Annotated in this window: 11 protein-coding genes; 3 read left to right on the top strand and 8 right to left on the bottom strand. The window is 66.6% G+C overall.

Translation table 11 applies throughout. From position 1 onward, the window contains the following. Positions 1-808 precede the first annotated feature (808 nt). Positions 809-1,750 (bottom strand): glycosyltransferase family 2 protein, encoded by a 942-nt coding sequence (locus E3O50_RS00005; protein WP_166790598.1) that lies wholly within the window; start codon positions 1,748-1,750, stop codon positions 809-811. Positions 1,751-2,519: 769 nt separating this feature from the next. Next, positions 2,520-3,035, bottom strand: coding sequence for a hypothetical protein (locus E3O50_RS00015; RefSeq protein WP_134558362.1), 516 nt, complete (start codon positions 3,033-3,035; stop codon positions 2,520-2,522). 164 nt (positions 3,036-3,199) lie between these two features. Between E3O50_RS00015 and E3O50_RS00020 the strand changes: the two genes are divergently transcribed. Genes E3O50_RS00020 through E3O50_RS00030 form a run of 3 tightly spaced genes read left to right on the top strand, consistent with a single transcriptional unit; the run spans position 3,200 to position 5,327 of the window. Then, on the top strand, positions 3,200-3,769 hold the full coding sequence (locus tag E3O50_RS00020) for a recombinase family protein (RefSeq protein ID WP_134558361.1): 570 nt from the start codon (positions 3,200-3,202) through the stop codon (positions 3,767-3,769). Next, on the top strand, positions 3,766-4,944 hold the full coding sequence (locus E3O50_RS00025; protein WP_134558360.1) for a hypothetical protein: 1,179 nt from the start codon (positions 3,766-3,768) through the stop codon (positions 4,942-4,944). Before E3O50_RS00020 ends, E3O50_RS00025 begins: the two co-directional genes overlap by 4 nt. Before the next feature lie 23 nt (positions 4,945-4,967). Continuing rightward, complete coding sequence (locus tag E3O50_RS00030) at positions 4,968-5,327, top strand: hypothetical protein (protein ID WP_134558359.1); 360 nt, start codon at positions 4,968-4,970, stop codon at positions 5,325-5,327. 481 nt (positions 5,328-5,808) lie between these two features. On the opposite strand, the gene E3O50_RS00035 is transcribed toward E3O50_RS00030, so the two are convergent. From E3O50_RS00035 to cydD, 6 genes are all read right to left on the bottom strand, one after another. Continuing rightward, complete coding sequence (locus tag E3O50_RS00035; protein WP_134558358.1) at positions 5,809-6,738, bottom strand: hypothetical protein; 930 nt, start codon at positions 6,736-6,738, stop codon at positions 5,809-5,811. 41 nt (positions 6,739-6,779) lie between these two features. After that, positions 6,780-7,670, bottom strand: a complete 891-nt coding sequence (locus E3O50_RS00040) for a helix-hairpin-helix domain-containing protein (RefSeq protein ID WP_241975254.1) — start codon at positions 7,668-7,670, stop codon at positions 6,780-6,782. A gap of 163 nt (positions 7,671-7,833) precedes the next feature. Continuing rightward, a complete protein-coding gene (gene leuS / locus E3O50_RS00045; protein WP_134446069.1) occupies positions 7,834-10,428 on the bottom strand; it encodes a leucine--tRNA ligase in 2,595 nt (864 codons plus the stop codon). 59 nt (positions 10,429-10,487) lie between these two features. Continuing rightward, positions 10,488-11,996 carry an anthranilate synthase component I family protein gene (locus E3O50_RS00050; RefSeq protein WP_134558357.1) on the bottom strand — a complete coding sequence of 503 codons (1,509 nt, stop codon included), beginning with the start codon at positions 11,994-11,996 and terminating at the stop codon, positions 10,488-10,490. Positions 11,997-12,083: 87 nt separating this feature from the next. Next, the gene (gene cydC / locus E3O50_RS00055; RefSeq protein WP_134558356.1) at positions 12,084-13,766 is read right to left on the bottom strand and encodes a thiol reductant ABC exporter subunit CydC; all 1,683 of its coding nucleotides are present in this window, start codon (positions 13,764-13,766) and stop codon (positions 12,084-12,086) included. Then, complete coding sequence (cydD, locus tag E3O50_RS00060; RefSeq protein WP_134558355.1) at positions 13,759-15,483, bottom strand: thiol reductant ABC exporter subunit CydD; 1,725 nt, start codon at positions 15,481-15,483, stop codon at positions 13,759-13,761. Before cydD ends, cydC begins: the two co-directional genes overlap by 8 nt. Between the last annotated feature and the right edge of the window lie 28 nt (positions 15,484-15,511).

The raw sequence follows: 15,511 nt of genomic DNA on the forward strand, positions 1-15,511 counted from the left end.
TGGAACTATCGTCGCGCACGGCGATCAACGAGGGACTGGACATGGTGGGACTTCCTGATTCTCGCCCTACGTCAAACGGCGAACTTGCTCTGAGCTACCGGCCTCAACTCACCCTGACACGTAGGGCCTCGCAGATCGCTCTATCGCTCTGCTAGGGCCGATCGAAGCAATTCGTGGTCGGAAGTGAGCGCCTGCACAAGAATTTTGTACTCATCAAGCGCTGCCACAACACTTCGTTCGTCCAGACTCGCTCGCGCCCAATACAGAAGTTGATCGTCACTCAGGTTGTGGTCAGCGAAAGATATTCGGGCAACTGAGACATCGATTTCGAACACGAGGGCCCGCATTGCATTTTCGGCCTCTCTATATCGTTCGGAGAGCTGCGTTACCGCAACATAGGCCGGTCGAGTGAGGCGTACGGCACCGGTAGAAGCCGATCTAAGTTCCTGACTGGCAGATTGCAAGAGGTCGAGTGTGCGACTAACGCGGATAGTCGCAGTCAAAGAAGGTTCTCGAAGGAGTGCGTTCCAATAGTCCAACGGCTCGTCGTGAACGGCAGAGACAAAGGCCCCAAGCGGAGCGCCAAAATCCCATGAATCAACGTGGGGATGAAGAGGTCGACGAAAATGCGCACGCAAGCTCGACTTCAGCAGGCTCCAATACCGGGCTGCATCGCTCCTCGCTTGCCGCGTTGTTCGTCTTCGCTGCACGAGGTCCAGCGCAAGCCCAATCGCGGCGCCCGTGATAAGAGCAACGATCACGTCGGGCAAGAACTGATTCCAGACTGGGGGCCATATATCCATGTTGGTCATCGACCTAGCTTGACGAACGAGACGTCGTCGCTGGACTCACGAGGGCGAGCGTATTCGTTGTAAAGAAGACCTGTGGCCCCTCTAATCCAACCAATTCCGTCGAACACTTTGAGCCGGGCCTGCAAGCTGGGCACTTGAAGTAGAAACATATCGTGGACTGAATTCACCAATCCACTAGATATACGACCCACGCCAATCGCAAAGAGTCTGAATCGCGAGAACCCGTCGAACGATCGACGGAGTCGCGCCATTAGCTGGCCATTTCGCATCTCACGATGCAAGTTCCATGCTGCTTCTAGTCGAAAGGGGGGAACCTCGGTTCGCACGCGCGCGCCATTGGCCCAAACGCAAATACCACCATTGCCTTGAATCCTCAAAAACAATTCCAGATCCTCGCCGCCCGTCAGACCATACGAGAGATCAAATCGCAATCCCCAAGGTTGGGCGAACCACTTCGCATCGACGAGAACATTATTCGTCGAAACGTAAACGATTTGCTCGAGCTCCCCATGAATCCGAGTGGTCAGATACTGCCGGGTCACAATCAGACTTTCATTCCGTGTCTCGACGTCATAGACAACCGGACCGGTCACTACATCAGCATTCGTCTGAATCTTCGCGCTCAGAAGTTGTGCCAGCCAGTCTTCTTCAACCGTCTCGTCATCGTCAACGAAAACAATCGCCCAAGGATTGAGAGTCATGGCCAGCTCTAGCCCCGCGTTGCGAACAGCACTAACTCCTGGTTTGGCCTCGATCGTATATAGCGCGAGGAATGGACGAACGATGCTTTCTGCTGAACCCCGGATGTCGTTGTCGGCAACAACTATCTCCACATTTGCGCCAGTTAGCTGAGGTTGCAACGAGGTGAGCAGCCGTTCAAGTTGGAGAGGCCGCTGGTAGGTTGCAATGACGATGACAACCCGATAGTCATTTCCCAACGCGATGGACCTCTCATCAGCAAATAGTTACGGTAGATTCCTTCCAACATGCAACCACACGAGTAGTCCGCATCGGGGAAAAAGTTGAACAATATCCGTAATGTCGCTTCGCGAGGGCATGAAGCGCCAGCAAATGTGCGAAAGATTGCTGTGGTGGTGAGCGTTTGGCACACGCGCGTATCCGCAGGGCTCCTTATAAGCGCCACCAAGATTCTTGAAGCAGAGAACTGTGAATTTCGCGTTTTTCATTCGCCCAGCGCGTTCGACATACCTCTCATAGTCCAAGAAATACTCGAACGGTCCTGGGACGGCGTGGTCGTTTTGTCTTCAATCATCCAAGGCTCCACAGATCACTATCAACACGTATCAGCCTCGGTCAGTACGCGACTGGGCGTCATCGCGCTCCAAACACATAAACCCGTCGGATACGGAATCCTTACCGTTAGCAACGAGGCGGAGGCGCTTGACCGCGCCGGCCTACCCAACAGCAAGGAGGACAGAGGAAGAGAGGCCGCGGAGTGGGTATTGCGATCCCTCGACGTTCTGGACGAAGTTCGGAGTTCGTGACAGCAATGAACTAGTCGCACCAAGAATGAAACCCCGCAGCCCTACCCGCTGCGGGATCTCTCTCTTACAGCGATTCCGAGCAGTGAGGCAAACGGAAGTCGCGTGGAAGTGTGGTTCGATTTCTGCTCAGCAGGCAGCTCGCCCGCGTATGTCTCGGAGCTCTGACGGCCAGGGAGACGGAGAAGGAGTCGAAAAGATCTACCTAACCGAGAACGACGACCGCCATCTGCGCTCGATTGAGGCTGTCGTTCCATTCCGCGCGCAGCGTCGCTGTTGGCGGGTCCGTCACGCCTCCACCAAAGTGGATGAAGACCGGTTGCCCAGCACCAACATCGCGGAATTGAAGGCCGTCCTCCATCTGCACATTCGCTACACCTACTGGCTCAAATTCGACATCGCTGGTCACGCCCCCAGTGTTATTCGACACCCGCCAGCGACCGTCGCTGACTCTCGCCACGCTCCATTGCGTTTGTTGCGCGTCGCGCGCTTCCTCCCGACGGTTTGCTGCCTCAAGCGCCTGCGCCGCTCGCTGCTGAGCCGCAGCGGACTCGGTCGCTGCCGCAGCAGCCTCCCTAGCGTGAGCCAGAGCTTGAACCTCATGTTCGGCCGCGTCGTCGCGTGCACTCTGTGCGTCCCGCACGCCTCTCCAGGCCACGATGGCGGCAATGACGGTTGCTACAAATATTCCGAGGTTGATAATAATGCTCGCGAGGTCCACGACAAGCAGGCTACTCGATGCGGTTCTTGCCTTCCCGTGAGACCGTCGTCCAGCAGTCACCTGGTGACGAGCCGGGACACCGCATAGATTCGCGGTCGCCAGCGTACGGTGAGACACGCCCAAGATAAGGCCCGATGGCGATACTAAATCGCTACAGTTGGGCCATGAAGATCGGACACGGGCGAGTGTCGACAGCAAATCAGGACCTCAGCATTCAGCTCGACGCTTTGAAGACACTCGGCATCGATGAGAAGCACACCTTTGTTGACCACGGGCTCACCGGGAGTGGCAGCGCTCGGCCAGACCTGGAAAAGGTGCTTGCCGCTGTGCGCGCCGAGGACCAGCTCGTGGTCACTAAGCTCAAACGGCTGGCGCGCTCCGTCCGTGACGCCCACGACATCGCAAGTGAGCTTTATGAGAGGGCTGCGGCCCTCAGCTTCGGCGGCAGCGTCTACTACCCGACGGACGCGACAGGCAAGCCGCTCTTCAACGTGCTCAAGAGGCCTGTTGAGTTCGAGGCGGACGTCATCCGGATACGAACGCGGAAGGGCAACCAGGTCGCCACGGCCAAGTGGCGCCTCCGCGGCACGAAGCCGAAGCTCTCCCCTGCTCAGGAAAAACACGGCGCCGCCCTTTACCGGCCAGAGAAGCATGCGACGATGGAGCTCGCGGACGATTCCGGCGCCGCGCGATCGACCGCGTATCGGGCAGTCGAGCCCGCAGGCAAACAATGACGATCGACGTACTTGTGAACGGCTCGACCGTGCCGATCGATCGGGCCGTGTTCACCCTCTTGCTCAACAACTCCGTTGCGGGCACGTACGTGGACTACGACCGCGCGCTCGCGTCCGGAAGCATCAAGCTGCGCAGGCTGGAGTTTCTCTGTCGGCGTGGCGACATCCCGCTCTCACTGTTCTTCGCTCCTCTGGCGCTTGCCGATGCCCAAGTTAAGGCGAAGACAGACAAGCTCCTTGCCGGTGTGAGCAAGGACACGTTCTCGATTGGCTCGCGAGCGAAGGTGGAACTCCGCGACGTGGAGCTCATCGTGAAGGATTTGATTCGCAAGCAGGAGCTGCTGAGGAAGCATGACAGCACACTTGGAAAGAACAAAGTCGTGGGCGTCATCAGCAAGGCTGCCCTCACTCCCGAAGAGGATGCGGCGAAGCTCATGGCCGCGATAGGACTCTCTCAGGAAGCGATCCGCGCCTGCCGCAAGAAGAGCGACGCGCTCGAACTAATGATCGAGCGGCTTGAAGCGAACCAGGTGCTCGTCGCCCGCAGCGTGCAGCACTATATGCCCCAGCGACTGTCGCACGTGAAGTTCAGCGGAATGACGATCCGGGACAACAAAGTGCCCTTTGTATTCCTCGCTGGGGGCGACCACGGCGACCAGCAGGAGCCTGTCGGACGCACAATTTTCACGCTCGCGCTGATGGCTGTGCTTGTCGGTCGCAGGGTCTTCGCCCCCATGACGTGGGACGGTGGCAGCGCGGAGACTAACCTGGGGAGGGAGTACGACATCGCCGGTGCAATGCTCCTGCCTGCAGAACAGCTCCGGTCGATGAGGCCCACGTCGCTGGACGACATGAAACAGGCATCCGACGAGTTCAAAGTCACCGCAAGCGCTGTGGTGGTACGAGCCATGCATCTCGGTCTCATCAGACCCGATGCCGCAATGGGCTACCTCGCCGAGTTGCGGAGCGAGTTTGCCCAGATTCCCTCTGGCGGCCCGCGCAGTGCGATTCTGCCGGAGAACGCCGTCAAGAAGTACGGTGGGCGCGAACTGTCACGGCGAATGCTGCGCGCGTTGGATGCGTCGAGCATTTCGCAGCGCGAGTTTTGCCGGGCAGTGTGTCTGGACCGCCTCAAGCCGAGCCAGATCATCAACCTAAGGCGGGCCGTGGGATGAGCGGCTACGGGCAGAGGTAAGTCTTGGACACGAACACGCTCAGCCAGATCGGTCGACGCCGCCGAGACAGCGATTTCTTCAAGGTGAACGTGGTAGTTCCGGAGGAAGTGCTGCGCGAAGCGAGGGAGTTCCCTGATGTAGGCAGCCTGCGAAGCCTCCTCTACCCAACGACGGCTGGGGTCCTCGAATGGCTGGTCCAGGTCATGGCCACCATTCCGGTCGACGACACGCGGCTCGTCGATCTCTACCGGAACAAGGGCGGCGCGGATCCATTGCTCGTCGCGTGCGCGCTCGATGGCCAGGCCACGGATAGCGTGTACCTGGACGCACCCGAATGGGTCGTCGTCACAGCGGATGACGCAGCCCGACGGAAGGCGAAGTAGTTCGGCCTGACCACATTGTGCAACACCGAGTTTGCCGCGCTCATCGATATGTCAGCGTCCCCAATCGACGCGGACGGGCTAGACCTATCGCCGACCGACGACGGCCCCTTGTACAGAACTTGCTCGAAGTGTGGCGCGGACTGCCCACCAGAGCCACTCGAGGCGGACGATGGCTTCAGGATCGCCTTCGTGTGCCCCCAGCACGGCGTGCACAGCGTTCTGGACCCGTTCGAGGGCAAGCGGTAGCAATTGATCGGCGAGTGGGACTTGGTCACCTGTCCCCCTTTGAATTAGCCTACTGGCCTTCACCACGCTGCTCGGGATCGACTGCATCGTTGTGTCCGCCTCAACGGCCCGGCCCTCTGCCGCGAAGCCTGAGATCGCTTTCAAAGAGGATCTAGCACAAACGCATGAAGTCGCTCCGCATCTCACCGAAGCGTGCCCAGTCAGTGGTACCACTTCAATACTTGCTCGAACTTACTCATGGATTGCCGGACTCACCCCGGTTTGCTTTAGTATCTCCGGAGACCGCGGTCAGGTGGCTGAGCGAGCTGGACTTCATCGCCGCGTCGAGGTCGTCGCCGACGGCACTCGTGTCGCCGATCGCGAGCCCGGGCAGGAGCGCTCCCCCGTCACCGGGGAGGGTTGCGGCCGCGGCGACGAAGCGGGCGCGCAATTCGTCGGCCCAGTCGAGCCACCACGGCGCTTCGGCGACGGGCACCGGTCGTCCGTCGCCGAAGACCAGCAGCGCGGCGGAGTCGCCCGGCTCCGTGGACACGAGTGTCGCGTCCAGGCTCACGGTCGCACCGATCCGCAGGCTCTCCCCCGCCGCCGCTGCGAACACGAGGACCGGAACGGACAGGCCGTCCCCGGTGTCGTGCGCGGCTGCCCTGGCCGAACCGGTCCCCGCGTCCAGTGCGACGAGGGTGCCCCTGAACCGGATGCGCCCGCTCCCTGCGCCGGCGCCGGGATCGGCATCGGCACCGGCATCGGAACCACCGAATCCCGACAGTGCCGGGGCCCTGGCCGGCACGGAACCGACCACGATCCGCGCCGCGACAGGCACATGGGCCGCCGCGATCTTCGCGACGCCGGCCGGCAGTCGGGCGGGTGCCGCGACCGCGACGAGCGAGGCCAGGAGGGCCGCGGCCGTGCAGCAGACCAGGACGGTTCCCGCGGTCACCGTCCGGTTCGCGGGCAACCGGGTCGCCAGGCGCCGGATCGCCCGGCGGATCCCCGCGCCGGCCGCGGGGCTGGACACCGAGCGCGGGTATCCCCTGCGCGCCAGGAGGACCGCGTATCCGGTCGCAGCGAGCACAGCCCCCCACAGGGCCGCCGCGGCCGGCCCTGCGGACACCGGGGCGCCCGTGAGCCACCAGGCCGTCGCCCAGGCCGTTGCCGCGGGGATCACGAGGCGTGCGTCCGCCCTGGAACTACCTCCCGTCGGCGGTCTCACACCGTCACGAGGTCTTTCAGGGCCTCGAAGGTCTTGTCTCCGATCCCGGTCACGTTCCGGAGGTCCTCGATGGCGGCGAAGGGTCCGTTCGCGGACCGGTAGTCGACGATGCGCTGCGCCATGGCCGGGCCGATCCGTGGCAGCGCGTCCAGCTCGGACACCGTCGCCCGGTTGAGATTGATCTTCACCGCCGGAAGACCGGCCGCTCCACCTGAACCGGTCGCGCTTCCGCCGGTGCCGCCGGTGCCACCGGTGCCGCCCGCTCCACCCGGTACCGTCTCACCGATGGCGGGCAGGTAGACCTGCTCGCCGTCCGCGAGCGGCCGGGCGAGATTGGTCCCTGCCGGATCGGCCGCCGCGGTGAATCCCCCTGCAGCCGACACGGCGTCGACCACGCGGGCACCGACCGGCAATTCGAACAGGCCCGGCCGGAGGACGGCACCGAGGACGTGCACGAGGATGACGGGTGTGCGAGCGGCGTCCGGAGACGGCGAGGCCCGCCCCGTTCCGGAGCCGGCCGCTTCGGAGGCAGGACCCTTGTCTGGGGAGGCCGGCGGGGACGCCGTCGACGTTCCGCGGCCTGCGGCTCCGCCCACCGCGGAGACGAGGACCTGCCGCCCGGCCTGCGGCCCGAGCGCGGTGACGATCACCGCGATGAGGAGAGCGGCCAGCACAAGCACGACCGCCGCGCCCAGGCCGATCCGGAGCCTGGCCCGGTTCGGCCGGCGGGCGGACGGCGAGAGGGTGTCGAGCGGCGACATCCGGTCGGGAAACGGCTCAGCCGCGTCGGCGGGGTTCGGCTCCAGGTCGTGACCCCGGCCGGACCGCCCTCCCTGCCCTGTCCCGGGTTCCCCGTCCGGCCAGGACGAGGGTCGTGGAGTCTCCATCCGGGCAGGCTATGCGCGCCGCCCCGCGGGGCGCCGGCCCGGGCCGGACCGGTGGACAACCGGACCGGCCCCAGGCCTGTCGAGGGCGCGCAACGCGCATCGGCGAGGGCACTGGCACCTCGAGGATCCTCGAGGTGCCTCAGGACCTCACGACGTCAGGACCTCAGACGGGCTTGGTGACGATGCTCACGAGCTTCGGCGCCCGGACGATCACGTGGACGATCTCCCGGTCCCCGATCGAGCGAATGACCGATGCGGATGCGCGGGCGAGGCCCTCGAGGTCGTCAGCGGAGATCTTCGGCGAGACCACGAGGCGCTCGCGCACCTTGCTGTCGACCTGCACGATCGCCGTGACGGACTCCTCGACGAGGAGCCGCGGGTCGGCCTTGCGCCACTGGGCGAGCGCGACGCACGGCTCGTAGCCGAGGCGCTGCCACATGTCCTCCGCGGTGTACGGCGCGAAGAGGTTGAGCGCCATGGCGGTCGCCTCAGCGGCCTCCCGCACCGCGGCATCGGCCGGGCCTGCGCCGGTGTCGATGACCTTACGGGTCGCGTTCACGAGCTCCATCAGGCGTGCGACGACGACGTTGAACTTGAAGGACTCGATCAGGCCGGGCGCGTCGGCGAGGAAGCGGTGCGTGACCCGGCGGAGGGCGGGGTCACCGGTCTTCCACAGCACGTCGGGCGCGCTCGTGACGTCCTTGGCCATGCGCCAGGCGCGGGCGAGGAACTTGGCCGAGCCGACCGGGGAGACGTCCGCCCAGTCGATGTCGTCCTCCGGCGGCCCGGCGAAGGCCATCGTGAGGCGCACGGCGTCGACGCCGAACTGGTCGATCTCCTCGGTGAAGTAGACGAGGTTGCCCTTGCTCTTGGACATCTTGGTGCCGTCGAGGATGACCATGCCCTGGTTGAGCAGTGCGGTGAACGGCTCGGTGAACGTCACGTAACCGAGGTCGAAGAGCACCTTGGTGATGAACCGGGCGTAGAGCAGGTGCAGGATCGCGTGCTCGACGCCGCCGACGTACTGGTCGACGGGAGCCCACTTCTCGGCTTCCTTCGGGTCGAAGGCCTGGGTGTCGTCGTTCGGGTTCAGGAACCGGAGGAAGTACCAGGAGCTGTCGACGAAGGTGTCCATCGTGTCGGCGTCGCGGCGCGCAGGGGTGCCGTCGATCGGGTTGGGTACGTTGACCCAGTCCGTGGCGCCGCCGAGCGGCGAGGTCCCCTTCGGCTTGAGATCGAGGCCCTCCGTCGAGGGCAGCAGCACCGGCAGCTGGTCTTCGGGCACAGGGATCTCTGCGCCGTCCTGGCCGTGGATGATTGGGATCGGGGTGCCCCAGTAACGCTGGCGGGAGATGAGCCAGTCGCGCAGCCGGTAGTTCTTCGCGGCCCTTCCGGTGCCGTCCTGGGTGAGCTGCTCGACGATGCGCTTGATCGCGTTGTTCTTGCTGAGGCCGGTGAGGGCTCCGGAATTGATCAGGCGGCCTTCCCCGGCCAGCGCGACACCGGTTTCTGCCGGATCGAGCGGCGTGGGGTCGAGCGGCAGTTCCTCCGTGCCGTCGATCATGCCGGGCGTGATCACGGGCAGGGTACCGGTCAGGGGCGCCGTCGTGTCGACGACGACCCGGACGGGCAGGTCGAACTTCCGGGCGAAATCGAGGTCGCGCTGGTCGTGTGCGGGAACGGCCATCACGGCGCCATGTCCGTAGTCCGCGAAGACGTAGTCTGCGGCCCAGATCGGCAGGCGTTCACCGTTGACGGGGTTGATCGCGAAACGTTCGAGGAAGACGCCGGTCTTCGGCCGGTCGGTGGCCTGGCGCTCGATGTCCGTGCTCTTCTGCATCTGCACGAGATAGTCCTGGAAGCGCTTGCGCACCTCGGGAGTGGAGTCGGCGACGAGCTCGGCGGCGAGGTCGGAGTCGGGGGCCACGACCATGAAGGTCGCGCCGAAGAGGGTGTCCGGGCGGGTCGTGAAGACGCTCACGACGGCCTCCCGGCCCTCGATGGCGAAGTCGACGTCGGCGCCGATGGAGCGGCCGATCCAGTTGCGCTGCATGTTAAGGACCTTGGCCGGCCAGGTGCCCTCGAGCTGGTTGAGGTCGTCGAGCAGGCGGTCGGCGTAGTCGGTGATCTTGAAGTACCACTGGGTGAGCTTCTTCTTGATCACGATCGCGCCGCTGCGGTCGCTCGTGCCGTCCGGCAGGACCTGCTCGTTCGCGAGCACGGTCTGGTCGATCGGGTCCCAGTTGACCCAGCTGTCCTTGCGGTAGGCGAGGCCCTTCTTGTACAGCTGCAGGAACAGCCATTGGTTCCACTTGTAGTACTCGGGGTCGCTCGTGTGCAGTTCACGCGACCAGTCGAAGGAGGCGGCGTAGAGCTTCATGCTCTTCTTCTGCTGCGCGATGTTGTCATAGGTCCAGCCGCGCGGGTCGATGCCGCGCTTGATGGCCGCGTTCTCGGCGGGGAGGCCGAAGGAGTCCCAGCCGATCGGGTGCAGCACGTTGAAGCCCTGCTGGCGCCAGTACCGGGCGACGATGTCGCCGAGCGCGTAGACCTCGGCGTGGCCCATGTGCAGGTCGCCTGAGGGATACGGGAACATGTCGAGCACGTACTTGCGCGGACGGGTGTCGTCGGGGTCGCTCGTCCGGAACGGTTCGAGCTCGTCCCAGATGGGTTGCCACTTCGCCTGGATCGCGGCGAAGTCATAGACGTCCTCGTCGATCTCTACGCCGTATGGGGTGCGGTCGTGCTCGTGTGCCACGGGACTCTCATTCTGGTGATTCGGGCGTGAACGCTTCACAGTCCAAGCTTCTAGGTTACTCAACCCGCGCCGGTAACGAGGTCAGGGCCGCAACCGAGCACGGTCAGGAGCGCCGCGGCCTTGATCCGGGTCTCCTCGACCTCCTCCGCCGGGACGGACAGGGTGGTGATTCCGCCGCCGGTTCCGATCGAGGCTCCTGCGGGATCGAGGACGATGCTGCGGATCACCATGGCGAGGTCGACGGCTCCGTCGCGGCCGAAGTAGCCGAACGCACCCGAGTAGATGCCGCGCGGACCGTCCTCGAGGCCGCGCAGCAGGCTGACGGCGCTCTGCTTGGGCACCCCCGTCATCGAACCGGCCGGGAAGCAGGACCGGACGGCATCCGTGCCCGTGAGCCCCGCGGCGAGGCGCGCCTCGACCGTGCTCACGAGCTGGTGGACGTGCGCGTAGCTCTCGACGTCGAGGAGGCGGGTGACGGCGACGGTGCCGAGTTCGGCCACCCGGCCGAGGTCGTTGCGCATCAGGTCGACGATCATCAGGTTCTCGGCGCGTTCCTTGTCACTCGCGGCGAGGTCGGCGCGGAGGCCGGCATCGGAGGCGGGATCCGCGGAACGCGGCCTGGTGCCCTTGATCGGTTTGCTCGAGAGGCTGCCGTCGGTGCCGACGGTGAGGAACTGCTCCGGCGATGCGCTCAACAGGGCGGTGTCCCCGAAGCGCAGCAGGCCGCCGTGGTGGCTCGGGCTGCCGGCCCGCAGCCGGTGGTAGGCCACGACGGGGTGCGGTCGCACGTCGACGGTGATCTCGTTGGTGAGGCAGAGCTGGTAGGCGTCCCCCGCGGCGATGAAGGCCTGGCAGCGTTCGATCAGGGCCGCGTAGTCGGCTGAGCCGTGCCGCCAGCGGGCGCGGGGCGGTGATCCGGGCTGCTCGGGCGCGACGTCCACCGCAGCCACCGCGCCGGCCGACGACAGTGGATGCCGCGCCGCAGGAGAACTGTCCCGTCGCGCCCGCACGGCGCGGGCCCAGTCCTCGGCAAGGCGGGCCGGCTCCCCCGGCTGCCTGCGGGCGAGCAGGGTGACGGTGCGGCTCTCGTGGTCGAAGGCGAGCATCCGGTCGACCTCGAGCAGGGCGGCGTCGGGGTAGCGCGAGGGAGGCTGCGGCACGTCCAGGGTCTGGGCGCCGAGCTCGTACCCGAGCCAGCCGACCCAGCCGAGGTGGAAGCCGCTAGCTCCCTCGCCGCCCGGCGAGCCGCCAGGCGTGGCGAGATCGGTGCTGAGAAAGTCGAAAACGGTGCCGGTGCTCGTGGCGGGCACGGTGAGCGGGTCGCCGGGAACCGTCACGGTCACGGTTCCATCCATTACCGAGGCGGTCACGAACCGGGAGCGTTCGGTCGGCCCGGCGAGATAGCTGAAGCCGGCCTGCGCGCCGGGGCCGGCGTCGAGCCAGATCGCGTGGGCACTGTCCCGGTAGAGCGCGTCGAAGGCATCCGCCGGGTCCCACCAGCCGTCGAGGTCCCAGCGTTCGACGTCGCCCCTGCCGGGACTGCGACGAGGACGGGCTGATGCGGACACGCCCCCAGCCTAGGGCGCTCGCCGGACCGGACCGGCAGATTCAGACGGGCGGGCCCGGGAGTGCCGGACGGGCTCGGACGCGCAGGGTCAGGCGGGAAGGGTCACCCGGGCGGTGATGAGCTCATCGGGCACCGGGGTGTGCGAGATGAGCAGGACGGCCCTGCCGTCCTCTGCCGCCGTCGCGAGGATGTCCCGAACGAGACGGTCGCCCTGCGCCTCGTCCACGTTCGCGGTGGGTTCGTCGACGACGAGCACGGGGAAGTCCGCCAGGAGCGCCCTGGCGAGGGCGATCCGCTGGGCCTGGCCGCCGGAGACGAGGGCACCGCGTTCGCCGACCCTCGCGTCCAGTCCTCCGCGCTGTGCGGTCCAGTCGCCGAGGCCGACCCGGTCGAGCACGGCGAGCAGGTCGTCGTCGCTCGCGGTTTCCCTGGCGAACAGCAGGTTCTGGCGGATGCTGTCGTCGAAGAGCCAGGGTTGTTGCTCGCACAGTCCGACGACGCGGCGCACGGCGGAGGGTGCGAGCGTGTTCGCCTCGACGCCGTCGAGCGTGTACGAACCGGTGTAGTCGAGGAAACGGACGAGCACCTGCGCGAGCGTGGTCTTGCCGGCGCCGCTCGGGCCGGCGAGGTGGACGCGTTCACCGGGGCCGAGGCGGAGGGTCACGCCGGAGACGCCGGGCTCCGTGGCGCCGGGCCAGGAGGCGCCGACCCCTCTCAGCAGCAGCACAGGCTGCGCGGACATGGCGGCGACGGCGTCCCGCCCGGAATCGGCGTCGCTCTCGATCGGGATCTCCAGCGGGACCGTGGTGGGTACGGCATCCGCAACACGTTGGGCGCTCGATCGCACCTGGCGCCAGGCGCCGAGGGCGGCCGGCACGACGGCGAAGATCTCGAAGACCGCCATCGGAACGAGCACGATCACGGCGAAATCGGGGCCGGGCAGGCTGCCGCCCGAGAGCCCGCCGAACCCGGCGAGCAGCGCTGCGACGGTCGCGGCGCCCGCGAAAAGGGAGAGCACGGCGCCCTGGATGCCGACGCCGACGGATCGGCGCAGGGTGGCCAGGCGCAGCCGGTCGTCGGCGCCGGCCAGCCCTTCGAGACGGGCGTCGAGCACTCCGAAGGCCGTGAGCACGTCGATGTTCTCGACGAGTTCGAGCACCCGGTCGGCGAGGTCCCCGCGGTGTGGAGCGAGCTCCCGCTCGGAGCCGGCGGCGACGCTCCCCGACGCGGCCGTGCCGAGCACTCCGGCGAGGACGAGACAGGTCGCCAGTCCGAGGGCCGCGAGCGGCGAGAGCAGCCAGACGCCCACGACGCTCACCACGGCGAGCATCCCGGCCGTTGCCAGCGGTTGCACGACCCGCAGCGGGAAGTCCTGCAGGTCGTCGACGTCCCGGACGAGACGCGTGAGCAGGTCACCGCGGCGGGTGTTCGCGAGTCCAGCGGGGGCGAGCGGCAGGATGCGTTCGAAGACGCCGACCCGGAGCGCTGCGAGCTGGCGGAAGGCGGCATCGTGGCTCGTGAGCCGGTCGAGGTAGCGGAACGCGGAGCGGCCGAGGGCGAAGGCGCGCACGCCGACGATCGCCATCGACAGGTAGAGGATCGGCGGCTGTTCGGCGGCGCGGGTGATCAGCCAGGCGCTCGTCGCGAGCAGGGCCACGGCGGAGAGGGCGCTCGCGACGCCGGCGGCCAGCCCGAGCAGGAAACGCCGCGTGGACGGCTGGGCGAGCCGCAGGATCGCGCGGACCCTGGCGGGGGGCAGGAACTCAGACATGGGCGTCCTCCCCGAGCGAAACGGCGGATGCCGGCACCTCGGACACCGGGACGACCTGCAGAACGAGGTCGGCCGCGGCGACGACGGCCGGTCGGTGGCTCACCACGATGACGATCGTGCCGGCGGCCGCGAGCTCGCGAAGGCCCGCGATCAACCGGCCTTCTGCGGCCTCGTCGAGGGCGGAGCTCGGTTCGTCGAGGACGAGCACCGGGCATCGGTCCGCCAGCGTGCGATAGATGGCCCTCGCCGCGGCGACGCGTTGAGCCTGGCCGCCCGAGAGACCGTCCCCGTTCACGCCGAGGGCTGTCCCTGGGTCCAGGTCGCCGCCGCCGGCGAGGTCGAGTGCGCGGGCCACGAGGGCCTTGTCGACGCCGGGGGCGCCGAGCGCGACGTTGTCTGCGATCGTCCCGGAGAGGAGTCCCGGCCGTTGGCCGGCCCAGGCGAGCCAGGGCCGAGGACCCCCGGGCACGACGGCCGTTTCGCCGAGGGTGATGGAGCCGGAATACGGCACGAAGCCCTGGAGGGTCGCGACGAGGGTCGACTTGCCCGCGCCGCTCGGCCCGGCGATGACCGCGAGCCGGCCGGGCGCGAGCGTCGCGCTGAACGCGGCGAGCGTCACGGTCGTTCCGCGTCGCACGGTGACCGCGTCGAAGCGAAGGGAGCCCGTCGGCGTCGTGACCGAAGCCGGCACCGCAGGCGCCGCGGCATCCGCTGCATCCGCTGTCTTCGCTGAATCCGCTGTCTCCATCGCCGTCCCGGCTGCCGGACCGCCCTCGATGATCAAGAAGACTTCTTCGGCCGCGGCGAGTCCGTCGGCGGCGGCGTGGAACTGAACGCCGATCTGGCGCACCGGGAGGAACGCCTCCGGCGCGAGCAGCAGCACGAAGAGTCCGACGCCGAGTCCGAGCGAGCCGTCGACGAGCCGCAGGCCGATCGACACCGCAACGAGCGCGACCGAGAGGCTCGCCCCGAGCTCGAGCACGAAGCCGCTCAGGAATGACACCCGGAGCACCTTCATGGTGCGAGCCCGGTAGTCCTCGGTGATCGTGCGCACCCGTTCGGTCTGCCGGCGTTCCCTGCCGAAGATCTTGAGGGTGCCGAGGCCGCCGACGAGGTCGAGGAAGCCGGTGCCGAGCCGCTGCAGCGACTCCCACTGCTGCTTCTGTACGGCCTGGGTGGCCTGGCCGATCAGGACCATGAACAGCGGAATGAGCGGGAGCACGATGATCACCGTGATGCCGCTCGGGAGGTCCTGCCACAGCATCACGAGCACGAGGATCGGCGTCGCGATCCCGGCGAGGAGCAGCTGCGGCAGGTACCTGGCGAAGTAGTTGTCGAGGGCGTCGAGCCCCTGGGTCGCGAGGGTGGAGACGCGTGCGCCCTGCTGGCCGGCAAGCCAGTCCGGGCCACGCTCGGCGACCCCGCGCAGTACCCGGGTGCGCAGCTGGCTCTTGACGGATGCTGCGCCGCGGCTCGCCGCGACCTCGAGCAGCCAGACGAGCGCGGCGCGCAGGACCACGACCGCGGCGATCCCCCCGACGTACGGACCGAGTTCGGTCACGTCGTGGCCTCCCACCGCGAGCGTGATCACCTGGCTGAGCAACCAGGAGAAGACGACGACGACGAGCGTCTGCGCCAGACCGAGCACGGCACCGATGACCAGGAACCACCGCGCGGCAGAGGCGTAGCGGAGCAGCCGGGGGTCGAGGGGTCGCATGTACTCGTTCTGTTCGGTGGAAACTGTT

Source organism: Cryobacterium sp. MDB1-18-1, assembly GCF_004402735.1.
Classification (GTDB): domain Bacteria; phylum Actinomycetota; class Actinomycetes; order Actinomycetales; family Microbacteriaceae; genus Cryobacterium; species Cryobacterium glucosi.